The organism is Streptomyces lydicus, assembly GCF_000717345.1.
Classification (GTDB): Bacteria; Actinomycetota; Actinomycetes; order Streptomycetales; family Streptomycetaceae; genus Streptomyces; species Streptomyces lydicus.
Genome location: NZ_JNZA01000022.1, coordinates 64,600 through 89,264, shown reverse-complemented (window position 1 = coordinate 89,264; position 24,665 = coordinate 64,600). Strand labels below are relative to the sequence as shown.

Sequence of the window (24,665 nt, the reverse complement as noted above, 5' to 3'; positions counted from 1 at the left end):
CGTTGCATAGCGTCCCCGCATGAATTCCGACAGTGAGCGACCGGCGGTCACCGAGTTACGGCTGTCCGCCTTCAAGGCCCATCGTGGCGTCGTCCTTCCGCTCGGTCCGCTGACCCTGCTGAGCGGCGGAAGCGGAAGCGGTAAGTCCAGCGCGTTACAGGCGTACGAGATCCTCGCGCGGCTCGGGAGCGGGCAATCGCTCGCACGGGCCGTACGGGATGTCGCGGGCGGCCCGTCGGCCTGTGTGCCGGCGGGCGCGCGCCCCGACGACCAGGGGCGGCGCGGCTTCCGGATCGGCTGCACTGTCAGCGGCCCGGCCGGGCCCGTGAGCCTCGACCTCGCCGTACAGGCCGAGCCCGAACTGCGCATCGTCGGTGAGCGGTTGACCGGCGGTGGCGAAACGCTGCTGACCACCGCGCTCACCGATCCGGACCGCCCCGCCGTCCAGGCGGCATGGCACACCGCGGGCGCGACCCCGGTGACCCGCGCACCGCTCCCCGACGACCGGCTCGGCACCTCGCTGCTGCCGCTGCGTGTCGCGGGCAAGACGGCCGGCCAGCGGCTGGTGCTGGCCGCGGCGGAGCAAGTCGTGGTGGCACTGCGGTCGGCGTTCGTGTGCGATCCGCGGCCGGAGGTCATGCGCGGGACGGGCGGTGCGCGTGCTGCGGGCGGCGCGGGTCTGCCGGGCGCTGCGGGCGCTACGGGCGCTACGGCTAGTGCCGGCGGTGCCGGGGGGAGTGCGGGGCGGGGAAGTGGCGTCCGGGGCGGCCGGGGCAAGGGAGCGGGGAAGGCGCGAGAGGGCCACGACGAGGGCCGGCTGCGGTCGTCCTGCGACAACCTGCCCGCGGTACTGGCGCGCACCAGCCAGGAGTGCGCACGGCGGCACGCGGTCCTGGTGGCGGCGGTGAGGGAGGCGTGCGTCGGGCCGGTCGACGGGCTGCGCGCCGTGCCGCGGCAGGCGGGCGTGACGGGTGCGGGTGCGGCGGGTTCGGGCGCGACGGGTGCGGGCGCGACGGGTGCGGGTGTGACGGCCTCGCGGATGACGGCTTCGGGTGCGACCGGCGCGGGGGCCGCCGCGGCCGTGCCTGCGGCGGGGCGCGGTGGCACGGCCGGCGCGCAGTCCGGTGGAGGGCTGGGTGAGGCGGGCGTGCAGGTCGTGCTCGACCGGGGGGTGCTGGGCGAGATGCCGGTCGAGCAGCTCGGTGACGGTGAGCTGAGGTTCCTCGCGCTGGCCCTGGTACTGCTCACCGGGCCGGGAGTGCTGGCCATGGACCCGGCCGGGGAGATTCCGTCGGCTCATCAGCAGATGACGGTCATGGCGGACGGGATGGACCGCTGCATGGACCGCAGACAGGCGCGCGAGCTGGTGTCGCTGGCCGTACGGATGGCTGAGCGCGGGCACGTCCGGCTGCTGGGGACGGTGCGGGACCCGTCGGTCGCCGAGGGGCTGCCAGGTGTGCAGGTGCTACACCTAGGGGCATGAGCGAGGATCTTCATGCGTTGCAGCGGCGGCTGGCCGAATTCGCCGCCGCGCGGGACTGGCAGCAGTATCACACCCCCAAGAACCTGGCCGCGGCGCTGAGCGTCGAGGCCGCGGAACTCGTCGAGATCTTCCAGTGGTTGACGCCGGAGGAGTCCGCGACGGTGATGTCGGATCCGCGGTCGGCCGGCCGGGTCGAGGACGAGGTCGCCGATGTGCTGGCGTATCTGCTGCAGTTCTGCGAGGCGCTGGGGATCGACGCCCTGACGGCGCTCGCCGCGAAGATCGAGCGCAATGAGACGCGCTTCCCGGCAGTACGTCGGGCACGGCCGGACCGGGCGGACCGGACCGCGGAGCGCGATGATCGCGAGGAAGGGGAGGGGCGGGGGCGGGAGGGGTAGGCGCGCGGACGAGGCGCGGGAGGACCAAGGCGCCGCGCGAGAGTGCTGGGCGCGGAGGGGCGGGGCATTGGTCCCCGCCCCGCTTGCTTGCCGGAACCGCGTGGGCCGCTCGGTCGCGCTTGCGGCGCGGGGGCTGCGGGGGCGCGGGGCTCGCTCGGACTGGCCCGGCGCGCTCAGACGGGTCGTTTTCGGCATTCTTCGTGACCTGTGCCGGTCGTGTGAAGCGTGGGGCGGCTGTGGTGCAGGGGAAGCGGGGCGAGTACGTACCGGCCGTCCGTCACTCTATGGAGTCATTGATCTTTCCACAACGCCTTGCTTGTCCATAGATTTGCGAATTCCCCTGGCTTTTTTGGCTGTTGACCCTCACTCTGGGTAGTGAAGAGAGTGCGGGGTGCATGCGAGTGAGTGGGAAGGAGGGGAACGGATGGACGCGGTGCGGATCATCGCGGTCAGTCGGCGCGGTCTGGCGGAGGCGACCACGGTTCAGGACGTGCTCGTCGAGGCGTGGCAGGCGCAAGCTCTGGCAGAGGCGATAGGAAGCCATCTCGCGATATTCGGGCCGTACGCAGTGCGGTCCAGAGCCCGAGGACTGGGCGACGCGGGCGGGCGGTTCAGCGGGGGACTGCTGTGCCCGGGGTCGGCGACCGTCGGGCTGCGCGCAGCGCAGCTGACCGAAGTACGCGATGTCAGAGCGGCTTTAACGAACCTGAGCCTGCTGCTGCGAGATGTGTGTGAGGCGTTGGTGGCAGTGGTGCTCTTGGCGGACGAGGAGGGGATGTACTGGACCTGTGTCGAGGCGATGGACACGGTCGATGAAGCCAGGGACCGGGTGTCCGGGATATTGGAGAAGCTGGAGGTGCGTGACCCGAATCCTGCCTGACACGGGAGCGCGACGACGACCCGAAAACGTCGGACAGTCCCGCAGCCACAGGGACCGCGTTCGCGCGGGACGCATGCCCCGGGCGGTGTCACGTCCAGCCCGCGGGCAGGGAGTGCTCACGCCCCACACGCCGACGGCAGGTCCGTCAGCACGTGGCGATCGGCCCACCGTCGTGCCGGCCTCCCCCCTGCCGCCCCATTCCGCATTCGCCCGCGACCGCCACCGTCACCGCCACCGGCACCGGCACCGCCACTGTCATCGTCACCGGCACCGTCCGGTGCCCCGCCCCCCCGGCCCGGCGTGACGCCGCTGGGGCCACCCCCGCGCGCCACCGCAATCCTCATTCGCCCTCTGCTCACACGCCCAGCTTTGATCACACACTCACCGGGATGCCTCAGGTGACGTGGGGCTGACCGGGTGCGGGTCCGACCTGGTGGATCGACATGCCGTGACGGTTGGTCTGCCGTGCCGTGTGCAGGATGGAGGTATGAAACTTCGCATCTTCACCGAGCCCCAGCAGGGGGCTTCCTACGACACGCTTCTCAAGGTAGCCAAGGCCACCGAGGACCTCGGCTTTGACGCTTTCTTCCGCTCCGACCACTACTTGAGCATGGGCAATGTCGACGGGTTGCCAGGCCCGACGGACGCCTGGATCACGCTGGCGGGCCTGGCCCGGGAGACCAACCGCATCCGGCTCGGCACGCTCATGACGGCAGGGACCTTCCGGCTGCCGGGGGTGCTGGCCATTCAGGTGGCCCAGGTCGACCAGATGTCCGGCGGACGGGTCGAACTCGGTCTCGGCGCGGGGTGGTTCGAGGACGAGCACAAGGCGTACGGCATCCCGTTCCCCAAGGAGAAGTTCGCGCGGCTGGAGGAGCAGCTGGCGATCATCACCGGCCTGTGGGCCACCGAGACAGGAAAGGAGTTCAGCTACGACGGGACCTACTACCGGCTGGAGAAGTCGCCCGCGCTGCCCAAGCCCGTGCAGGGCAAGGTGCCGGTGCTGGTCGGCGGACACGGTGCGACGCGTACGCCGCGGCTGGCCGCGCAGTACGCCGATGAGTTCAACATCCCCTTCGCCTCGCTGGAGGACAGCGAGCGCCAGTTCGGGCGGGTGCGGGCGGCCGCCGAAGCCGCCGGGCGGAAGGGCGACGACCTGGTGTACTCCAACGCCCTCGTGGCCTGCGTGGGCAGGAACGACGCGGAGGTGGCGCGACGGGCCGCGGCCATCGGACGGGAGGTGGACGAACTGAAGGCCAACGGCCTCGCGGGCTCACCCGCGGAAGTCGTCGACAAGATCGGGCGGTACGCAGCCGTCGGTGCCTCCCGGATCTATCTGCAGATGCTGGACCTCGATGATCTGGACCACCTCGAGCTGATCTCCACGCAGGTGCAGTCGCAGCTGAGCTGAACTGAGCTGAACTGATCTGCTGAGCTGAGATGTCATGAGCGGGCCTGGGGTCGGCTGGGAACGGCGGCCGGGCTGCCGGCGTACCGGGCAAGGAGGTTCCGGGCCGACGGGGCCGCTGGAAAATCGGTGGGGGCCGGCGCGTGGTGCGGCAATACTCGGACGGGTGTTCCTGACGATAACCACCACTGGCAGCACCGACCGTCCGGCGACCGACCTCGGATTTCTGCTGCACAAGCATCCTGACAAGTCGCAGCAGTTCTCGACGGCGCACGGCACCGCGCACGTCTTCTACCCGGAGGCGGACGCGGAACGCTGCACGGCGGCGCTGCTGTTGGAGGTCGATCCCATCGCCCTGGTCCGACGGAGCCGGGGCAAGGGCCGCGGTGGCGCTCCGGATTCGGCGCTCGGTCAGTATGTGAACGACCGGCCGTATGCGGCCTCCTCGCTGCTGGCCGTGGCGCTGCGGAGCGTCCTCGCGAGCGCGATGAAGGGGCAGTGCGCGGCGCGGCCCGAGCTGGTGGGGCGGGCGATCCCGTTGCGTATCGAGGTGCCGGTGCTGCCCGCCCGGGGCGGGGCGGAGCTGGTGCGTGCGCTGTTCGAGCCACTGGGGTGGGCGGTGCGGGCCGAGCCGGTGCCGCTGGACGAGACGTTTCCGGAGTGGGGTGACTCCCGCTACGTGCGGCTCGTCCTGGAGGGGGAGCGCACGCTCGCCGAGGCGCTGCGGCATCTGTACGTGCTGCTGCCGGTGCTGGACGACGCCAAGCACTACTGGGTGGCGCCCGACGAGGTGGACAAGCTGCTGCGGGCCGGTGAGGGCTGGCTGGAGGACCACCCCGAGCAGCGGCTGATCGTCGGACGCTATCTCGCCCGGCGGTGGGCGCTGACGCGCCGGGCCATGGAGCGGCTGGAGCTGGAGCGGCTGGCCGAGTCGGACGATGTCGCGGCGGAGGAACTCGACAACGCGGTGGACGAGGAGGCGGACACCGAGGACAAGCCGGTGCCGCTCGCCGTGCAGCGCCGGGAGGCGATCCTTGCGGTGCTGCGTGCGGAGCGGGCGACCCGGGTGCTCGACCTGGGCTGCGGCCAGGGCCAGTTGGTCGGGGCGCTGCTCAAGGAGGGGCAGTTCACCGAGATCGTCGGGGTGGATGTGTCGATGCGGGCGCTGCACGAGGCGCGGCGCCGGCTGCGGCTGGACCGGATGTCCGAGCGGCAGTCGGAGCGCGTACGGCTGGTGCAGGGGTCGCTGGCGTACACCGACAGCCGGCTGAAGGGGTATGACGCGGCGGTGCTGAGCGAGGTCGTCGAGCATGTCGACCCGGCGCGGCTGCCGGCGCTGGAGTACGCGGTGTTCGGGGCGGCCAGGCCGCGGACGGTCGTGGTGACCACCCCGAACGTCGAGTACAACGTGCGCTGGGAGTCACTGCCGGCCGGCCATGTGCGGCATGCCGACCATCGTTTCGAGTGGACGCGCGAGGAGTTCCGGCAGTGGGCGCGCAAGGTGGCGGAGCGGCACGGGTACGGGGTGACCTTCGGCCCGGTGGGGCCGGACGACCCGGAGGTCGGTCCGCCCACCCAGCTCGCGCACTTCCGCGTGCGGGGTGAGGACAGCAGTGGTGTGAAGGGTGAGGACGGCAAGGGTGCGGACCGCGTTGGCGCGGGCCGTGGTGGTCCGGTAACGGGGAAGGAGGTCGCGGCATGACGGACGTCGACCGCAGTGAGCAGGCGGACGGGACCCAGCGGGCGCATGGGCCCCAGCAGGGGAGCGGAACCCACGAGGGCGGAACCCAGCAGGAGGTCGGAACCCAGCAGGTGGGTGGGACCCAGCAGGAGGGCGGGGCTCGGGGGGACGGGGCCCAGCAGGAGCGCGGGGGAGTGCCGGCGGCGGCGCTGCGTACGCTGCCCGTGCCGGACCTCTCGCTCGTGGTGCTGGTCGGGGCCACCGGATCCGGCAAGTCCACCTTCGCCGCACGGCATTTCAAGCCGACCGAGGTGCTCTCCTCCGACTTCTGCCGGGGGCTGGTCAGCGATGACGAGAACGATCAGAGCGCGAGCGGCGATGCCTTCGACGTGCTGCACTTCATCGCGGGCAAGCGACTGGCGGCCGGCCGGCTGACGGTCGTCGACGCCACCAACGTGCAGTCCGAGGCACGCGCCCAGCTGGTGCGGCTGGCACGGGAACACGATGTGCTCCCGGTGGCGATCGTGCTGGACGTGCCCGAGCAGGTCTGCGCCGAGCGCAACGCGGCGCGGGCCGACCGGGCCGGGCTGCCGCGCCGGGTCATCCAGCGCCATCAGCGTGAACTGCGGCGGTCGCTGCGGCACTTGGAGCGTGAGGGCTTCCGCAAGGTCCATGTGCTGCGTGGCCAGGAGGAGGTGGCGGCGGCGCGGGTCGTCACGGAGCGACGGTTCAACGACCTGCGCCACCTGACCGGCCCGTTCGACATCATCGGTGACATCCACGGCTGCCGTTCCGAGCTGGAGACCCTGCTCGGCCGGCTGGGTTACGGGCTGGTGCGCGACGCGCTCGGCAGGTCCGTGGACGCGGTGCACCCGGAGGGCCGTACCGCCGTCTTCGTCGGTGACCTCGTCGACCGTGGGCCGGACAGCCCCGGTGTGCTGCGCCTGGTGATGGGCATGGTCGGGGCCGGGCACGCACTGTGCGTGCCGGGGAACCACGAGAACAAGCTCGGCCGTTATCTCAAGGGGCGCAAGGTCCAGGCCACCCACGGGCTCGCCGAGACCATCGAGCAGCTGGACAAGGAGGACGAGGCGTTCCGGGCCGAGGTCGGGGCGTTCATCCAGGGCCTGGTCAGCCACTACGTCCTGGACGGCGGCGGGCTGGTGGTGTGCCATGCCGGGCTGCCGGAGAAGTACCACGGGCGGACATCCGGCCGGGTGCGTTCCTTCGCGCTGTACGGCGACACGACCGGCGAGACCGATGAGTTCGGGCTGCCGGTGCGCTACCCGTGGGCGGAGGACTACCGCGGCCGCGCCGCCGTCGTCTACGGCCACACGCCCACCCCGCGCGCCGGCTGGCTCAACAACACCATCTGCCTCGACACCGGGTGTGTCTTCGGCGGTGCGATGACCGCGCTGCGCTGGCCGGAGCGCGAGCTGGTGGACGTACCGGCGGAGCGGGTCTGGTACGAGCCCACGAAGCCGCTGGCGACCGAGGCACCCGGTGGGGCCGACGGCCGTCCGCTGGACCTGAACGACGTGGCGGGGCGCCGGATCGTGGAGACCCGCCACATGGGCCGGCTCGCGGTCAGGGAGGAGAACGCCGCGGCGGCGCTGGAGGTGATGAGCCGCTTCGCGATCGACCCTCGGCTGTTGCCGTATCTCCCGCCGACCATGGCGCCCTGTGCGACCTCGACGGAGGAGGTCGGCGCCGAGGGCGCCGAGGGCGGCTATCTGGAGCATCCGGCGGAGGCGTTCGCCGGCTACCGGGCGGACGGCGTGCGCGAAGTGGTGTGCGAGGAGAAGCACATGGGCTCGCGCGCGGTGGTCCTGGTGTGCCGGGACGAGACGGCGGCGGCCGAGCGCTTCGGCGTGCCGAAGGGGGTGTCGGGCGCCCTGTACACCCGCACCGGCCGGCCGTTCTTCGACGACCCGGAGACGACCGAGCGGATCCTGCGGCGGGTGCGGGCGTGCGTCGAGGAGGCCGGGCTCTGGGCCGAGCTGGAGACGGACTGGTTGCTGCTGGACGCGGAGTTGATGCCGTGGTCCCTGAAGGCGACGGGTCTGCTGCGCAAGCAGTACGCGGCGGTCGGTGCGGCGTCCGGGGCGGCGTTCCCCGGCGTGCTCGGGGCGCTGGAGGCCGCGGCCGCCCGGGGTGTCGAGGTGGCCCCGCTGCTCGGCCGGCAGCGCGACCGGGCCGCGGACGCCGCGGCGTTCACGGCGGCTTACCGGCGCTACTGCTGGCGGGTCGGGCCGGGGGCGGCGGACGCCTCCGGTGCGGGGCAGGCGGCTGACGGGGCGGGCCCGGGTGCGGTGAACGGGGCTGATGCCTTGGCGCACTCCGGCGGTGCCGGGATACCGGGCAGCTCCGAGGAAGTGCTTGGCAGCGCCGGGATACCGGATGGTGCCGCGGTGTCGGACGCGGCGGCGCGCGCCGGGCTGGGGGAGCTGGACGGCGTACGGCTCGCGCCGTTCCAGATCCTCGCCGTGCAGGGGCGCAGTCTCGCCGGGCTGCCGCACACCGAGCAGCTGGCGCTGATCGACCGCGTCATCGCGGCCGAGGGCGCGGTGGCGTCCCGGGACGCCGGGCCGGCCGGCGGCGGTGCCGTGGACAGGCCCGGGCTGCTTGCCACGACCCGGCGGATCGTCGTCGACACCGAGGACGAGGCGTCGGTGGCGGCCGGCATCCGGTGGTGGCTGGAGCTGACCGGGGCCGGCGGCGAGGGCATGGTGGTCAAACCACTGCAGGCGCTGGTGCGTCGGGGCGACGGGCGGCTCGTACAGCCGGGCGTCAAGTGCCGTGGCCGCGAGTACCTGCGGATCATCTACGGCCCGGAGTACACCCGGCCGGAGAACCTCCGCCGCCTTCGGGTACGGCATCTGGGCCACAAGCGTTCGCTGGCCCTGCGCGAGTACGCGCTGGGGCTGGAGGCGCTCGACCGGCTGGCCGAGGGCGAGCCGCTGTGGCGGGTGCACGAGGCCGTCTTCGGGGTGCTGGCCCTGGAGTCGGAGCCGGTGGATCCCCGGTTGTAGCGGCGGGAGGCGGTCGGGCCTGGCAGGCCCCGGGCGACAGCGACCGGAACCGGCCCCGGCGGGCCCCGGCTGCGGTCGCCGCAATCGGGACCTGTTGGGCCCCGATTGCCGCTGCCTGGGCGGGGCCGGGGCCTGGCGGACCTCCGCCTGAGGCAATCGGGAACGAGGCGTGGCGGGTGGGGTGGGGCGTACGCGGCCCCTCCCGCCGGGCCGCCCGCGACCGCAGGCACGCCCCCGCCCCATCCCCCCGCTGCCCCCGCCCGAGACCACCCGCTGCCCCTGCGCATGACCAGCCCATGCCTCCACCCGACACCGGCCCCCGAGACCGGCCCCCGGCACCTGCTCAAGACCACCCGCTGCCCCCGCCCAAAACCATCCCCGTGCCTCCGCCCGACACCGGGCCCCCGCCCTCGCCCGAGCCCACCCCCGGTCCGTGGCCGACACCAGCCCCGCCCCCTGGCCGAGACCAGCCCCCGCCCCAGGCCCCTTTGGCGACCCGTAAGTTCCGGGATCCGTTGACTCCCTCCGCCGGGCCTCGGAAGCGGCCAAGATGGGGAGATGGGATTCCATGTCGACTCAGAGGCCGGGCAGCTGCGCCGGGTCATCCTGCATCGCCCCGATCTTGAGCTGAAGCGGCTCACGCCCTCCAACAAGGACGCCTTGCTCTTCGACGACGTGCTGTGGGTGCGCCGGGCGCGGGCCGAGCACGACGGTTTCGCGGACGTGCTCCGGGACCGGGGCGTGGACGTACACCTCTTCGGGGACCTGCTGGCCGAGAGCCTGCAGAGCCCCGTCGCGCGGGAACTGGTCCTGGACCGGGTCTTCGACGAGAAGGAGTACGGGCCGCTGGCCACCGACCATCTGCGGGCCGCCTTCGACGAGCTGCCGGTGCCGGAGCTCGTCGAGGCGCTGGTCGGCGGCATGACCAAACGCGAGTTCCTGGAGCGCCATCCCGAGCCGACCTCGGTCCGCTTCCATGTGATGGACCTCGACGACTTCCTGCTGGGTCCGCTGCCCAACCACCTCTTCACCCGCGACACCTCGGCGTGGATCTACGACGGGGTGTCGATCAACTCGATGCGCTGGCCGGCCCGGCAGCGCGAGACCGTGCACTACGAGGCGATCTACCGCCACCACCCGCTCTTCAGCGGAGAGGACTTCCACGTCTGGTCGGAGGGGCAGGCGGACTTCCCCTCGACGATCGAGGGTGGCGACGTCCTGGTGCTGGGCAGCGGCGCGGTGCTGATCGGGATGAGCGAGCGGACCACGCCGCAGGCCGTCGAACTGCTGGCGCGCGGACTGTTCGCGGCCGGCTCGGCGCGCACGATCGTGGCGCTGGACATGCCCAAGCGGCGGGCGTTCATGCACCTGGACACCGTCATGACCATGATCGACGGAGACACCTTCACCCAGTACGCCGGGCTCGGCATGCTGCGCTCGTACACCATCGAGCCCGGTTCGGGCGAGCAGGACCTCAAGGTCACCGACCATCCGCCGGAGCACATGCACCGCGCCATAGCGGCCTCGCTGGGGCTGTCCGACATCCGGGTGCTGACCCCGACCCAGGACGTGCACTCCGCGGAGCGCGAGCAGTGGGACGACGGCTGCAACGTGCTCGCCGTCGAGCCGGGGGTCGTGGTGGCGTACGAGCGGAACGTCACCACGAACACCTTTCTGCGCAAGCGCGGCATCGAGGTGATCACGATTCCGGGCAGTGAGCTGGGGCGGGGCCGGGGTGGGCCGCGGTGCATGAGCTGTCCGGTGGCGCGGGACGCGGTGCCCGGGGCAGCCTGAGGCGTGAGGCAACCGAGGGGCGAGGCCATGAAGGTCGCTGCGGGTGGGCAGCGGCGAACGTATAGAGATACAGCTGCTCGTATACACTTTCATGGTGGGTGTCCGTGCGCCTTCGTACGCGTCCGTACACACCGCGCCCTTATGCACTCCGTCCCGACCGCCGCGAACCAGGAGCTCACCCATGGCGATAGACCTCAGGGGCCGCCACTTCCTCAAGGAGCTGGACTTCAGCGCCGAGGAATTCCGCCGACTGATCGACCTCGCGGCCGAGCTGAAAGCGGCCAAGCGCGCCGGTACGGAGGTCCCTCGCCTGCAGGGCCGGAACATCGCCCTGATCTTCGAGAAGACCTCGACCAGGACCCGCTGCTCCTTCGAGGTCGCAGCCGCCGACCAGGGCGCCTCGACCACCTACCTCGACCCGTCCGGCTCGCAGATCGGGCACAAGGAGTCGGTCAAGGACACCGCCCGGGTGCTCGGCCGGATGTTCGACGGCATCGAGTTCCGTGGCAGCCGGCAGTCCGACGTCGAGGATCTGGCCGCGTACGCCGGTGTGCCCGTCTTCAACGGGCTGACCGATGACTGGCACCCGACCCAGATGCTCGCCGACGTGCTCACCATGGTCGAGCACGGCCGGGGCCGCCCCCTGGAGGAGACCGCCTTCGCCTACCTCGGCGACGCCCGCAACAACATGGGCAACTCCTACCTCGTCACCGGCGCCCTGCTCGGTATGGACGTACGGATCGTGGCGCCCGAGCAGCTGTGGCCCGAGGAGGCGGTCGTCGCCGCGGCACGGAAGCTCGCCGACGCCAGCGGCGCCCGGATCACCCTCACCGAGGACGTCGCCGAGGGCGTGCGGGGCGCGGACTTCGTCGCCACCGACGTGTGGGTCTCCATGGGGGAGCCCAAGGAGGTGTGGGACGAGCGGATCGCCCTGCTCGCCCCGTACGCGGTCACGATGGACGTACTGCGCGCCACCGGAAAGCCGGGGGTGAAGTTCCTGCACTGCCTGCCCGCGTACCACGACCTGGGTACGGCGGTCGGCCGGGAGATCCACGCCCGGCACGGGCTGTCGTCGCTGGAGGTCACCGACGAGGTCTTCGAGTCCGCGCACTCCGTCGTCTTCGACGAGGCGGAGAACCGGATGCACACGATCAAGGCGGTGCTGGTCGCGACGCTGGCCCGATAGGGCACGTGCGTGTGGCTCTTCCCGGCCTGACCGGTGGGCGGTGCGCTGGTCCACGCGTTCTACGGGAGCGCCACGCGCGGCTCGGGCAGCAGGCGGCGACAGGAGCGGCAGGAGCGGCAGGAGTGGCAGCCGCCGGCCGCGCCCGGGCGGGCCGCCGTCAGTGCCGGGGCGTCCGCTGCTGCTCGGGAAGGGTGAACCAGACCGCCTTGCCGCCCGCCGTCGCCCGGCAGCCGGACGCCGAGCTGAGGGAGCGGATCAGCAGCAGACCGCGGCCGCCGGCCGCGCCCGGCGCGGCGGCGTGGCCCCCGCCGGAGGACAGACCGAGCGGCTCGCCGAGCGCCTCGCCGAGCGCCGGAGCCCCGAGCCCCTCGACCAGCGCCGGATCGCCGTCGTGCACCTCCACCAGGCAGCCCGCCGGCCCCCGCTCCACCACCAGCTCGATCGAGCCGCCCTCGCGGGCGTGCTTGAGCGCGTTGGCGACGAGTTCGGCGGTCAGCAGCTGAGCGGTGGTCCGGTCGGCGGTGGCCCGCAGGTCCTGCAGCGCCGTTCTGACCATGGCGCGCGCCACGGGCACCGCGGTGGCACCGTACGGCAGCGCGATGTGCCAGGTCGTGGGGGCGGGCGGCTCCTGCATGCCTCCACGGTAGGAAGCGCGGGCGGCCCGGTTTCAGAGCCGAGCGGCCGGCTTCGGGAGGGCAGAGGTCATACGGGCGACGGGACCTTCGGCCCGGTCGCCCGGCGCGCGAGTATCGCGCCCTCGTGACGGCAGTCACGAAGCGGTGATAACTTCGAAGGGCATCCGGAGAACATCCACCGGCCGACCCGCCAAAGGGGGCAGGCAGTCCGATGAGCCCGTTCGCAGGATCCGCCCACCGCACAGACCCCTGGCAGCACATCCGCGTGACCAGGCAGGACGGCGTCGCCACCGTCACCCTGGCGCGCCCCGAGAAGCTCAACGCGCTCACCTTTGAGGCGTACGCCGACCTCCGCGATCTGCTCGCCGAGCTGTCCAGGGAACGCGCGGTACGCGCCCTGGTGCTCGCCGGGGAGGGGCGCGGATTCTGCTCCGGCGGCGATGTCGAGGAGATCATCGGCGCCACCCTGGGCATGGACACCGGCCAGCTGCTGGACTTCAACCGGATGACCGGCCAGGTCGTACGGGCGCTGCGGGAGTGCCCGTTCCCGGTGATCGCGGCGGTGCACGGCGTCGCGGCCGGCGCCGGCGCGGTACTGGCCCTGGCCGCGGACTTCCGCGTCGCCGACCCCTCCGCCCGCTTCGCCTTCCTCTTCACCCGGGTCGGACTGTCCGGCGGTGACATGGGCGCGGCCTACCTGCTGCCCCGCGTCATCGGCCTCGGCCACGCCACCCGGCTGCTCATGCTCGGCGACACCGTCCGCGCACCGGAGGCCGAACGGCTGGGCCTGATCAGCGAGTTGGCCGAGGAGGGCCGGGCCGACGAGGCGGCCGCCGCCCTCGCCCGGCGGCTCGCCGAGGGACCCGCGCTCGCGCACGCCCAGACCAAGGCGCTGCTCACCGCCGAACTCGACATGCCGCTCGCCGCCGCCGTCGAGATGGACGCCGCCACCCAGGCGCTGCTGATGAACAGCGCCGACTACGCGGAGTTCCATGCCGCGTTCACCGAGAAGCGGACGCCCAAGTGGCAGGGGAAATAGCCATGCGGGTCGCCGTCATCGGCGGCGGGCCCGGCGGGCTCTACGCCGCCGCCCTCCTCAAGCGCCTCGACCCCACCCGCGAGATCACCGTCTGGGAGCGCAACGCGCCCGACGACACCTTCGGCTTCGGCGTGGTGCTCTCCGACGAGACCCTCGGCGGCATCGAGCACGCCGACCCGGAGGTCTATCGCGCGCTCCAGCGGGAGTTCGTGCGCTGGGACGACATCGACATCGTGCACCGGGGCCACACCCTGACCTCCGGCGGACACGGCTTCGCGGCACTCGGGCGGCGCCGGCTGCTGGGCATCCTGCACCAGCGCTGCCGCGACCTCGGCATCGAGCTGCGCTTCCGGACCGAGGCGCCGCCCGCCGCCGAACTCGCCCGCGACTACGACCTGGTGATCGCCGCGGACGGGGTGCACAGCGCCACCCGCACCGCACACGCCGACGCCTTCGGCCCCCGGCTGACCACCCACCGCTGCCGCTACATCTGGCTCGCCGCCGACTTCGCCCTCGACGCCTTCCGCTTCGAGATCGCCGAGACCGCGCACGGCGTCGTCCAGCTGCACGCCTACCCCTATTCCCGCCCGTCGCCCGACCCCGGCCCCGGCGCCGGCCCCGACCCCGGCCCCGACCCCGGCCCCGACCCCGGCGCCGCGACGGCGCCCGCCGGGCCGCGGCCTCCAGGCGGCGCCAGCACCGTCATCGTCGAGATGCGCGAGGAGGTGTGGCGGGCCGCCGGGCTCGACCGCGCCGACGAGCGCGAGTCCGCGGAATGGTGCGCGAAGGTCTTCACCGACGCCCTGAGCGGCCGCTCGCTGCGCTCCAACAACTCCAGCTGGATCGCTTTCCGCACGGTCGTCAACGAGCGCTGGTCGTACGGCAACACGGTGCTGCTCGGCGATGCCGCACACACCGCGCACTTCTCCATCGGCTCCGGCACCAAGCTCGCCGTCGAGGACGCCCTGGCGCTGGCCGCCTGCCTCCAGGAGCAGCCGGACACCGCCGCCGCACTGACCGCGTACGAGGCGGAGCGCCGCCCCGTCGTCGCCTCCACCCAGCGGGCCGCCCGCGCCAGCCTCGCGTGGTTCGAGGAGCTGGCCACCTACGTCGACCAGCCGCCCCGCCAGTTCGCCTTCAACCTCCTCACCCGCAGCCGCCGCGTCACCCACGACAACCTGCGGCTGCGCGACCCCGGTTTCGTCGCCTCGGTCGAGGACGAGGCGGCCGTCCCGGCCGGGACGCCGCCGATGTTCACGCCGTTCCGGCTGCGCGGCCTCACCCTGCGCAACCGCGTGGTGGTCTCACCCATGGACATGTACTCCGCACACGACGGTGTCCCCGGCGACTTCCACCTCGTCCACCTCGGCGCCCGGGCCCTGGGCGGCGCGGGCCTGGTCATGACCGAGATGGTCTGTGTCAGCGAACGCGGCCGCATCACCCCGGGCTGCGCCGGGCTCTACACCCCTCAGCAGGCCGCGGCCTGGCGCCGGGTCACCGACTTCGTGCACGCGCAGGCGCCGGGCGCCGCGATCGGTATCCAGCTCGGCCACGCCGGCCGCAAGGGCTCCACGAAGCTGATGTGGGACGGCATCGACGAACCGCTCGACGACGGCAACTGGCCCCTCGTCGCCCCCTCCCCCCTTCCCTACAAGCCCGGCAGCCAGCGCCCCCAGGAGCTGACCGCGGGTGAACTCGCCGAGATCCGGGAGCAGTTCGCCGCCGCCGCGCGCCGCGCCGTCGACTGCGGCTTCGACCTGCTCGAACTGCACTGCGCCCACGGCTATCTGCTGTCCGGATTCCTCTCCCCGCTGACCAATCAACGCACCGACGCCTACGGAGGTTCCCTCTCCCGCCGGCTCCGCTTCCCCCTGGAGGTCTTCGACACCGTCCGTGCGCTGTGGCCGGACGACAAGCCGATGACGGTCCGCATCTCCGCCACCGACTGGGCCGACGGCGGCACCAGCGCCGAGGACGCGGTGGCCATCGCGGCGGCCTTCGCCGAGCACGGCGCCGACGCCATCGACGTCTCCACCGGTCAGGTCGTCGCCGAGGAGCGCCCCGACTTCGGGCGGTCGTACCAGACGCCGTTCGCCGACCGGATCCGCAACAGCCTGGGCGTACCGGTCATCGCGGTCGGCGCCATCTCCTCGTGGGACGACGTCAACTCCCTGGTCCTGGCCGGCCGGGCGGACCTGTGCGCGCTGGCCCGACCGCACCTGTACGACCCGCACTGGACGTTGCACGCCGCCGCGGAACAGGGGTACGCGGGGCAGGGCGCCCCCTGGCCGCTGCCCTATCAGGCGGGCAGCCGCACCCCGCCCACCGGACGTACCGACGCGCCGAAGCCCCGCCTCACGCTGCGGTGACGGGGAGGCACGGGCAGCGGGGCGGGGCCGTTTCGGGGCGCTGAGCCGGCGGCGGCTCCTCGGCGCGGTGTCAGGGGGTGGGCACGCTGGTGATCCTCGCCGCTATCACCGGTTTGCCGTGCTGTTCCACGGCGACCTCGATCTGTCGGCCGGCGTCGGCGACCGCTGTCAGGGGCTCGTCGGCGGGGCGTGCCTGCACCCAGCAGGGGGCGTCCAGTTCGGCGTACCGCTCGAAGTCGCACTCCATCGCCGTCGGCAGGGTCAGCCCGGGCGTCGCGGCCTGCGCGGCCTGCCGGGCGGCCTCGATCATCAGCATGCCGGGGGCGTGGTCGACGGGATGGTCGAAGAGCACCGGGTGGGAGGTGTCCACCCGCAGCTGCCAGCGGTCGGGCCGGTTCGTGGGCGAGAGCACCACGTCGCGCTCCCGGTCCCGGCCCACCAGCTGCGGGGTCACCGGCTCGGGCAGCGGCAGCCGCCGGGCATTGGCCAGCGTCAGGTCGCTGTACTTGCCGCGCAGCCGGCGGTAGACGGCGGGGCTGTGACAGGAGTAGTCGAGCGACGCGGTGGCCAGGTCCGCGCCGTCACACCGGATGCGGAAGTGCTGACGGGCGCTGATCAGCCGCTTGCCGCGGCGGATCACGTCATGATCGGTGATGTGCAGCTCCACCTCGGCCGGTTCGTCGGCCGCGTGCAGGGCCTGCGGGGTGAGGTCGTAGCGGACCCGCTGCCAGATGATGGGGTGGTCGAGCGGCACGCGGTGCGCGACATGGCTCAGTAATATCCCGGCCTGCCGCATCGTCTCGATCAGTAACAGCGGATCGTGCAGGCCGCCCACCGGGCCGTAGAAGCTGTGGGCGCGCGGCCATTGGGCGCTCACGATCCAGCTGTCGGCGGCGCCGCGCCGCCAGTTCGTCAGGAACACCTCGGACACGGCGGTGCGGTGGACGTACTCCCGCGGCACGGTCGTGGTCAAAGCGGACGGTCGGTTTCCATCGGCGAACCGGCCTCTGTCGCCATGGCGCTGATCGCGCCAGAACGGCATGAGGGTGGCGCTGGCCATAGGTATCCCTTTCTGAAGTGCGGCGCTCAGCGGCCTGAGGGGCTGAGACTCGCTGCCGCGGCCCTGCGCCACCAAGATACGGACCATGTGGTTTGTTTTCTAGTGCCAATGAACCGTTCCTCCACCCCGAAAGAGGGCGGAGCCGTCAGACGGAGACCTGCACGGCGCGGCCGTGCGGATCGAGATGACTCATCGCGCCGGGCGAGGCAAGGCCCGGCAGGGTGTGTTTCCACAGCGCGGTGACCCGCTCGGGAAGATCCGCGCGGTTGGTCGCGGCCCGCGAGAACAACTGCACGCCCATATAAGCGGCGACGAAGAACTCGGCCGCCCGGTCGGGCGCCACCCCCGGCAGTAATTCCCCGTTGTCCCGAGCCTCGCTGAACATCGTCGTGATGATGTCGGTCCACGCCTGGTACGGCACCAGGGGCTCGTCGCTGAAGGTCGTCTCGACCGCGATACGGGTTCCGGCCTGCAACAACGGGTCGCTGCGCAGCGCCAGCGCCACCTGGTGGGTGAAGTCGATGGCGTCCTGCAGCCGGGACTCACTGACCTGTGGCAGGAAGGGATCGGTCTGCTCGGTGATCACCGCGCGGGCCAGTGCGTCCTTCGACGTGAAGTGGAAGTACACGGCTCCCTTGGTGACGCCGGCGCGCTGGATGATCTCGGCCATCGTGGCGGCCTGGTAGCCGCGGGTGCCGATGACATGAGCCGCGGCTTCGAGGACGGCGCGCCGGGTGCGCACTGCGCGTTCCTGCTTGACCACCGATCATCCTCCGTATGCTCTCTTGGAGTTGTTGCGCCTGGGTGCGACCCGCCGTCGTGGCCGCGCAGTCTATTTGCGCATCATAAAGAAGCCAACCATGCGGTATTGAAGCTGCGTGTGCTGCGCCGCGCCGTCCGCGGCCACGAATGTGAGGAGCTGCTCCCCGATGACCCCCACCGCCGTTCCCGACGTTCCCGCCATGCAGCGGGAGGTCCGGCTCGCCGCGCGCACGGAGGGGGAGCTGACCACGCGGCACTTCACCCTCGCCGAGGTGCCGGTACCGGAGCCGGGCCCCGGGCAGGTCCTGGTGCGGACGCGGGTGATGGCGGTGACCGCGGCGATGCGGACCCAGATGACCGGCGCCCCGCTGCCGATGCCCTCCTTCGTGCCCGGCCAGGCGCTGTGGGGCTCCGCGGTCGGTGAGGTCGTGGCGGCACCCGGCGGCGGCTTCGCGCCCGGTGAGCTCGTCCACCACCCCTACGGCTGGCGGGAGTTCGCGGTGGTCGACACGGAGCGGCTGCGCCGGCTTGCCCCGGACGCGCTGCCCACCCCTGCCGCGCATCTGTCACAGGGGGCGACCGCCTGGGGTGCGCTGACCCGCGCGGTGCAAGTCCGCCCCGGCGACACGGTGTTCGTCACCGGCGCGGCGGGCGGGGTGGGCAGCCTGGCGGGGCAGCTCGCCCGGCGGCTGGAAGCCGGCCGGGTCGTGGGCAGCACCGGATCGGAGCGCAAGGCCGCCCGGCTGCGCGCCGAGCTGGGGTACGACGACACGATCGTGCGCGGGGCCGGGCCGATCGACCGGCAGCTGCGCCGGGCGGCCCCGGACGGCATCGACGTACTGCTGGACACCGTGGGCGGCGAGCAGCTCACCGCCGCGCTCGCGTCGGCCCGCCCCGACGCGCGGTTCGCGCTGGTCGGCGCGCTCGCAGCCCAACTGGGCGGCGACGGGGGCGCCGTCGCGCCGGTGGAGCTGGACGCGGGGCTGATCATCACCCGGCGGGTGGCGCTGCGAGGCTTCGGGCTGTACGCCCACCCGGATCTGCCGCAGGAGTGGACGAAGGAGTTCGGTCAGGGCCTGCGGGACGGCTCCCTGGTCTTCCCGCACGCCCTGCTGAAGGGGATCGAGCAGGCGCCGCGCGCGCTGTGCGAGCTCGCCCAGGGGCGCCACATCGGCGCCGTGCTGGTGGAGTTGTGACCGGCGTACGCCCTGTGGCGGACGTACCGGGCTGAGGGCGGGGCCGGTCAGCCGGCCGCCGGCAGCCGGTCCGGTGTCGGGATCCCGGCGGCCGCGATCCGCCCCGGTGCGGCCGGCAGCAGGGACCAGAGGCCGACCACGGCCTCCTTGTCCCACCAGGTGCCGTCCTCGCCGCCCAGGTGCAGCAGACCCACCACGATCGAGGTCAACAGCTGTGCGGTGCGGCGCGGTTCGGCGTCCGGGGCGTCCGCCGCCGGCCTGCCGATCCCGGCGGTGCCGCAGGTCACCGCCTTGTCGAGGAAGAGCGCGTACCAGCGCTGCTCCAGGGCGTAGATGCCGAGGCCGGGTGCGGTCTCCGGCCGCAGCCGCAGTCCGGCGCGCAGTACCGCGTCGGACTCCACCCGCTCGAACAGGTCGACGGCGAAGTCCTGTACCGCGGTGGTCAGCGGCTGCGGGGAGCGGGTGAAGGCGTCCTCGATCTCCTGCAGGGTGGCGAGCGCGGCGTCGCGCACCGCGAGGGTGAGGTCGTCCTTGGACGTGAAGTGGAAGTACAGGGCTCCCTTGCTCAGGCGGGCCCGCCGGCTGATCTCGACCATGCCCGCGGCGGGAACCCCCTTCTCCAGGAAGGTCTCTGCGGCCGAGCGGATGAGTGCCTGGCGGCTCTGGATGGCGCGATGCTGGGTGGGCACGGTTCCGTCCCGTCTCTAGTACGGCTGCGAGCTGATTGCAGTCTACATAGAAAACCAACCATGCGGTTCGATATTCTTCAGGTGAATGACCGGAATCGGCACACCCTGACGCGAACCCGACGTCCGCCCGCTCCGGCGGCCCATGGGGGAGCCCCGCGGGACGGTGTTTCCTCAGTCTGGCGCCCGGCGGCAGTGTTGTCGACCCGTCAGGATGTGACAAAGGCACATTGACAAACAGCGCAGGCGGTTTTTAAATCTCCGAAGGCGGTAAACGGGACGATCCCTTCCGTTGCAGCCGCCGCGACGGTCGCGTGCCGCCCCAGGACAGCGGTGCGCCATGGCGAGACCGCCTCTGCCTTCACCTGTCACCGACCGCAGGCCGCCCAACCAGCCGAGCCAGCACCCGTCACCGAACCCCGTACCCCTCATCGGAATCCGGAAAGGTCTCCAGCCATGCGCGTAGCAACGGTAGTCGGCGAACGTCCCGCAAGAGGTGCACGGGGCGCCACCGGTGGTGAGACGATCAGGGCCGCCGTCTTCGACCTGGACGGAACGCTTGCCAACACCCTCCCGGCGATCAGCAAACTGCTGATCAAGGTGGCCTCCGAGCAGGGCTGTTCGGTGACCGCACGGCAGGCGGCCACCGCCATCGGCAAGCCCCCCGGCCCCGCCTTCGGCCGGCTGCTGGGCCGGCCCGAGGACGACGAACGGGTGCAGGCCGCCATCTCCCGCTACCGCGAACTCTTCTCCTACGAAGTCCTGTGCCAGGGCCCGCAGCTGCTCTTCCCCGGCGTGACCGCGGGGCTGTCCGCGCTGCGCGCCCACGGCGTCGAACTGGCCGTCGCCACGTCCAAGACCACCCGCAGCGCCGAGGCGCTGCTGGACGTCATGGGCATCCGCGACCTGGTCGGACCGGTCATCGGCCAGGACATGGTCCGGCGCGGCAAGCCGCACCCGGAGATGGTGCTGCGGGCCGCCGGCCGCCTGGGCGTCGCACCCTGGCAGAGCGCCTACGTGGGGGACACGGTGGGGGACATGCGGATGGCGGTGACCGCGCGCATGGAGCCGGTCGCGGTGACCTATGGCGTCGGCACGTTCGGCGAGCTGGCCGCGGTCGCCGGCACCCGGATGTGCAGCTCGTTCAAGGACGTGGTGTCGGTGATCGCCGCCGCCAGACCGCGGGCGGCGGCCGGTGCGCCGCACCGTCCGGCCGTCGCGGTGGGGGGCCCGGCGCGACGACGCTGAGGGCGGCGTCCTCACGGCCCGGCCGTCACCTCGCGCACGTAGCGGGCCCCCGCGTCCTGGAGCGTGCCGTGCAACCGGCCGAACACCTCCGCGGCGCGGCTGCCCGGCCAGCCCTCCGGCAGGAGGGGAGAGGGCAGTCCGGGATCCGCGTACGGGAGACGGCGCCAGGCGTCCAGCGCCAGCAGGTAGTCGTGGTAGGCCGCTTCCGGCGGCACCGTGCGCCGCCGGGACCAGCGGCGCAGCACCGGCTCCTGCTCCGCCAGGAAGGCGCGGTACTGCGCGGCGACGGCATCCAGGTCCCACCAGCGCGCCACCGCGTCCGCCGTCGGCGCGAAACCGGCGTGCGTACCGGTGAAGAGGTCGACGTACGGGTCCAGTTGGAGCCGCTCCAGGGTGTGCCGGGTCTCCTCGTAGAGCTGGGCGGGGGCGATCCACACACCCGGTGCCGCGGTGCCGAAGCCGAGGCGGGCCAGGCGCGAGCGCAGCAGGTGACGCTTGTGCCGCTCCTCCTCGGGGACGGAGAAGACGGCCAGCACCCAGCCGTCGGACAGCCGCGCGGCCGGCCGGCCGAAGATCCGCCGGTCGCCGTCCTCCAGCAGCTGGCGGGCGGCGTCCGACAGTCCGTAGGCGGCCGCCCCGGCCTCGGTGCGCCCGGGGACGAGCAGGCCACGCCGCTTGAGCCGGGAGACCGCGGAGCGCACCGACGGCGGATCCACGCCCAGCACGCCGAGCAGCCGGATCAGCGCGGCGACCGGCAGCGGGGCGGCCGCGGGCCCCGTGGCGCCGGGCTCGCCGCGTCCGTAGGCGCCGTAGAACGTGACGATCAGGGACCGTGGGGTGCGCTGCGTTTGCTGGTCGGTCACCGCTTCACTCTAGATCTGCTGCGCGCAGCCGGAAGCGCTGGAGCTTGCCGGTGGGGGTGCGGGGCAGGGCGGTGTGGAACACGATGTCGCGCGGGCATTTGTAGGGCGCGATACGGGCCTTGGTGAAGGCGCGCAGCGCGGCGACGGTGTCGTCCCCGCGCGGGACGCCGTCCCGCAGCACGACGTGCGCGACGACGACGTGCCCGCGTTCCTCGTCGGCCCGCCCCACCACCGCGGCCTCGGTCACGTCCGGGTGCCGCAGCAGCGCGTCCTCCACCTCGGGGCCTGCGATGTTGTAGCCGGCCGAGATGATCATGTCGTCGGCGCGGGCGACATAGCGGAAGTAGCCGTCGGGCTCCCGCACATAGGTATCGCCGGTGAGGTTCCAGCCGTCCCGGACGTACTGCGTCTGCCGGGCGTCCGCGAGGTACCGGCAGCCCGTCGGACCGCGCACGGCCAGCAGCCCCGGCTCGCCGTCCGGCAGCGGCGCGCCGTCCGCCCCCACCACCCGGGCCTCGAAGCCCGGCACCGGCAGGCCCGTCGTGCCCGGGCGGATCGCCTCGTCCGCGGCCGAGATGAAGATGTGCAGCAACTCGGTGGCGCCGATGCCGTTGATGATCCGCAGCCCGGTCGCCTCGTGCCAGGCCCGCCAGGTCGCGGCGGGCAGATTCTCCCCGGCCGACACGCACCGCCGCAGGGTGGAGATGTCGTGCCCGGCGAGCCGGGGCAGCATCGCCCGGTAGGCGGTCGGCGCGGTGAACAGGACGGAGATCCGGTGCGCCGCGATGTCGCCGAGCAGCTTCTGCGGGCCGCCCCAGTCGGTGAGCAGGGCCGAGGCGCCGGCCCGCAGCGGGAAGACGACCAGCCCGCCGAGGCCGAAGGTGAAGCCCAGCGGCGGGCTGCCGGCGAACACGTCGTCGGGGGTCGGCCGCAGCACCTGCGCGGAGAAGGTGTCCGCGATGGCGAGCACATCGCGGTGGAAGTGCATGCAGCCCTTGGGGCGGCCGGTGGTCCCCGAGGTGAAGGCGATCAGCGCGACGTCGTCGGCCGCGGTCGGCACCGCCGTGTACGGTGCGCCGCCGGGCCGGGCGAGCTGCCGCAGATCGTCCGGGCCGTCCCCGCCGTACGTGGTGAGGCGCAGCCCCGGCACGGCGGCCCGGGCCAGGTCGTCGACCGCGCCGACGTCGCACAGCGCGTGCCGGACCTGGGCGATCTCGCAGATCGTGGTGAGTTCCTCGGGCCGCTGCGCGGCCAGCACGGTCACCGCGACCGCCCCGGCCTTCATCACGGCGAGCCAGCAGGCGGCGAGCCAGGGCGTGGTGGGGCCGCGCAGCAGCACGCGGTTGCCCGGCAGCACCCCGAGCCGGCCGGTGAGCGCGTGCGCGATCGCGTCCACCTGGGCGCGCAGCTGTCCGTACGTCCATACCGGGCCGCTCGCGTCGCGCAGCGCGGGCCGGTCGGGGCCGAGCCGCCCGATGGTGCCGTCCAGCAGCTCGGCGCCGCAGTTCAGGCGGTCCGGATAGCCCAGATCGGTGAGGTGCGGCCACTGCTCGGGGGGCGGCAGCCGGTCGCGCGCGAAGGTGTCGGTGTGGGCCGAGGACCGTAGCTCCATGGCGGATGTGCCCCCTAGCTGGGGAGGCCGGGTGGCCGGCTCGATGGGCTGCTCGTAGGGCCGGCGGGACCGGTCGACGAGGTACGAGGACTGCCGTTCGGATCCGTCGTCAGCGTAACGTGTTCGTGACGGCAGTCAACAGACCGCGATAGAGGACCGCTACCAGGGAGCCGCCTCGTGACTGTATTCGCGCTGGGACCGACGGAACGGCAATGGTGCGCCGAGCTGCGCGCCATGACGGCCGAACGGCTGAGCCCGCTCGCGGAGAAGGGCGAACCGGGCCGGATCAACCGCCCGCTGGTCGCCGCCCTCGGCGAACTGGGCCTGCTGCGCCGCCTGTTCCCCGCCGAGGGGCCGCTGCGCGCCCTGGACCTGTGCCTGCTACGGGAATCCCTCGCGCGGGAGTGCACCGAGGCAGAGACCGCACTGGCCCTCCAGGGACTGGGGGCCTACCCGCTGGTGCAGGCCGGGACCGAGGCGCAGCGCACCCGTTGGCTGCCCGAGGTCGCCACCGGGCGCGCGGTCGCGGCGTTCGCACTGAGCGAGCCGGGCGCGGGGTCGGACGCCGCCGCGCTGGCCCTGGCCGCCGAGCCGGACGGCCCGGACGGCTGGCGGCTGACCGGCGAGAAGTGCTGGATCTCCAACGCCCCGGACGCGGACTTCGCCACCGTCTTCGCCCGCACCGGTGGCGCGGCGGGCGCCCGCGGGGTCACCGCCTTCCTCGTTCCCGCCGGCCGTCCGGGCCTGACCGGCGAACGCCTGGACATGCTCAGCCCGCACCCCATCGGCACGCTGGTCTTCGACGACACACCGGTGACCAGGGCGGACGTGCTGGGCGAGGTCGACGGCGGGTTCGCCGTCGCGATGGCCACCCTCAACCTCTTCCGGCCCAGCGTGGGCGCCTTCGCGGTCGGCATGGCGCAGGCCGCGCTGGACGCGGCGCTGGCCCACGCGGGCGCGCGCACCGCGTTCGGCGGCCCGCTGAAGGACCTGCAGTCCGTGGGGCACCAGCTCGCCGAGATGGCCACCCGGGTCGAGGCCGCCCGCCTCCTGGTCTACGCGGCGGCCTCCGCGTACGACACCGGGGCACCCGACATCGCCCGCCGTTCGGCCATGGCCAAACTGCTGGCGACCGAGACCGCCCAGTACGTGGTCGATGCCGCCGTTCAGATCCACGGCGCGCGGGCGCTGCGCCGCGGGCACCTCCTGGAGCACCTCTACCGGGAGGTCCGCGCGCCGCGGATCTACGAGGGCGCCACGGAGGTGCAGCGCTCGATCATCGCCAAGGAGCTGTACCGGCGCTGAGACGCAGGCCGGACGCCCCGTGCGCGAG

General features: G+C 72.8%; 19 protein-coding genes. 13 read left to right on the top strand and 6 right to left on the bottom strand.

All coding sequences use genetic code 11. The annotated features are described in order from the left end of the window. The first annotated feature begins 19 nt into the window (after positions 1-19). The 8 genes from OO62_RS21670 to argF all read left to right on the top strand — a co-directional run bounded on the left by OO62_RS21670 (position 20) and on the right by argF (position 11,862). Positions 20-1,483, top strand: coding sequence for a hypothetical protein (locus OO62_RS21670; RefSeq protein ID WP_033269171.1), 1,464 nt, complete (start codon positions 20-22; stop codon positions 1,481-1,483). Continuing rightward, positions 1,480-1,881 carry a nucleotide pyrophosphohydrolase gene (locus tag OO62_RS21665; protein ID WP_051733497.1) on the top strand — a complete coding sequence of 134 codons (402 nt, stop codon included), beginning with the start codon at positions 1,480-1,482 and terminating at the stop codon, positions 1,879-1,881. The genes OO62_RS21670 and OO62_RS21665 overlap by 4 nt, the downstream gene beginning before the upstream one ends. A gap of 424 nt (positions 1,882-2,305) precedes the next feature. Next, the gene (locus tag OO62_RS21660; protein WP_033269170.1) at positions 2,306-2,761 is read left to right on the top strand and encodes a DUF6099 family protein; all 456 of its coding nucleotides are present in this window, start codon (positions 2,306-2,308) and stop codon (positions 2,759-2,761) included. A 487-nt stretch (positions 2,762-3,248) separates the two neighbouring features. Further along, positions 3,249-4,172, top strand: a complete 924-nt coding sequence (locus tag OO62_RS21655) for an LLM class F420-dependent oxidoreductase (RefSeq protein ID WP_033269169.1) — start codon at positions 3,249-3,251, stop codon at positions 4,170-4,172. Between the two features lie 163 nt (positions 4,173-4,335). Further along, positions 4,336-5,871, top strand: coding sequence for a 3' terminal RNA ribose 2'-O-methyltransferase Hen1 (locus OO62_RS21650; RefSeq protein WP_033269168.1), 1,536 nt, complete (start codon positions 4,336-4,338; stop codon positions 5,869-5,871). Further along, entirely contained in the window at positions 5,868-8,882 is a 3,015-nt protein-coding gene (locus tag OO62_RS21645; RefSeq protein ID WP_228332557.1) for a polynucleotide kinase-phosphatase, read from the top strand. Before OO62_RS21650 ends, OO62_RS21645 begins: the two co-directional genes overlap by 4 nt. A gap of 558 nt (positions 8,883-9,440) precedes the next feature. Continuing rightward, complete coding sequence (locus OO62_RS21640; protein ID WP_033269166.1) at positions 9,441-10,676, top strand: arginine deiminase; 1,236 nt, start codon at positions 9,441-9,443, stop codon at positions 10,674-10,676. Positions 10,677-10,857: 181 nt separating this feature from the next. Further along, positions 10,858-11,862 carry an ornithine carbamoyltransferase gene (gene argF / locus OO62_RS21635; RefSeq protein ID WP_033269165.1) on the top strand — a complete coding sequence of 335 codons (1,005 nt, stop codon included), beginning with the start codon at positions 10,858-10,860 and terminating at the stop codon, positions 11,860-11,862. 157 nt (positions 11,863-12,019) lie between these two features. On the opposite strand, the gene OO62_RS21630 is transcribed toward argF, so the two are convergent. After that, positions 12,020-12,496, bottom strand: coding sequence for an ATP-binding protein (locus OO62_RS21630; RefSeq protein ID WP_033269164.1), 477 nt, complete (start codon positions 12,494-12,496; stop codon positions 12,020-12,022). A 212-nt stretch (positions 12,497-12,708) separates the two neighbouring features. Here OO62_RS21630 and OO62_RS21625 point away from each other — a divergent pair, with 212 nt between their 5' ends. Both OO62_RS21625 and OO62_RS21620 read left to right on the top strand, forming a co-directional pair. Further along, the gene (locus OO62_RS21625; protein WP_033269163.1) at positions 12,709-13,536 is read left to right on the top strand and encodes an enoyl-CoA hydratase family protein; all 828 of its coding nucleotides are present in this window, start codon (positions 12,709-12,711) and stop codon (positions 13,534-13,536) included. Positions 13,537-13,538: 2 nt separating this feature from the next. Continuing rightward, positions 13,539-15,905, top strand: a complete 2,367-nt coding sequence (locus tag OO62_RS21620) for an oxidoreductase (protein ID WP_033269162.1) — start codon at positions 13,539-13,541, stop codon at positions 15,903-15,905. 70 nt (positions 15,906-15,975) lie between these two features. Here OO62_RS21620 and OO62_RS21615 read toward each other — a convergent pair whose 3' ends face one another. Beyond that, on the bottom strand, positions 15,976-16,878 hold the full coding sequence (locus tag OO62_RS21615; protein WP_228332558.1) for a ScbA/BarX family gamma-butyrolactone biosynthesis protein: 903 nt from the start codon (positions 16,876-16,878) through the stop codon (positions 15,976-15,978). 232 nt (positions 16,879-17,110) lie between these two features. Beyond that, on the bottom strand, positions 17,111-17,728 hold the full coding sequence (locus OO62_RS21610; protein ID WP_033269160.1) for a ScbR family autoregulator-binding transcription factor: 618 nt from the start codon (positions 17,726-17,728) through the stop codon (positions 17,111-17,113). A 166-nt stretch (positions 17,729-17,894) separates the two neighbouring features. Here OO62_RS21610 and OO62_RS21605 point away from each other — a divergent pair, with 166 nt between their 5' ends. Then, the gene (locus tag OO62_RS21605) at positions 17,895-18,923 is read left to right on the top strand and encodes an MDR family NADP-dependent oxidoreductase (protein ID WP_033269159.1); all 1,029 of its coding nucleotides are present in this window, start codon (positions 17,895-17,897) and stop codon (positions 18,921-18,923) included. Between the two features lie 47 nt (positions 18,924-18,970). Here the strand turns inward: OO62_RS21605 and OO62_RS21600 are convergent, their stop codons facing one another. Next, complete coding sequence (locus OO62_RS21600) at positions 18,971-19,612, bottom strand: TetR/AcrR family transcriptional regulator (RefSeq protein ID WP_033269158.1); 642 nt, start codon at positions 19,610-19,612, stop codon at positions 18,971-18,973. A 453-nt stretch (positions 19,613-20,065) separates the two neighbouring features. Here OO62_RS21600 and OO62_RS21595 point away from each other — a divergent pair, with 453 nt between their 5' ends. Further along, positions 20,066-20,857: an HAD family hydrolase gene (locus OO62_RS21595; protein WP_051733496.1), complete on the top strand. Its 792-nt coding sequence runs from the start codon at positions 20,066-20,068 to the stop codon at positions 20,855-20,857. 11 nt (positions 20,858-20,868) lie between these two features. On the opposite strand, the gene OO62_RS21590 is transcribed toward OO62_RS21595, so the two are convergent. After that, positions 20,869-21,720: a PaaX family transcriptional regulator gene (locus OO62_RS21590; protein WP_033269157.1), complete on the bottom strand. Its 852-nt coding sequence runs from the start codon at positions 21,718-21,720 to the stop codon at positions 20,869-20,871. Between the two features lie 4 nt (positions 21,721-21,724). Next, positions 21,725-23,332, bottom strand: a complete 1,608-nt coding sequence (locus tag OO62_RS21585; RefSeq protein WP_033269156.1) for an AMP-binding protein — start codon at positions 23,330-23,332, stop codon at positions 21,725-21,727. 177 nt (positions 23,333-23,509) lie between these two features. Between OO62_RS21585 and OO62_RS21580 the strand changes: the two genes are divergently transcribed. Further along, positions 23,510-24,637 (top strand): acyl-CoA dehydrogenase family protein, encoded by a 1,128-nt coding sequence (locus OO62_RS21580; protein WP_033269155.1) that lies wholly within the window; start codon positions 23,510-23,512, stop codon positions 24,635-24,637. The last annotated feature ends 28 nt before the right edge of the window (positions 24,638-24,665 follow it).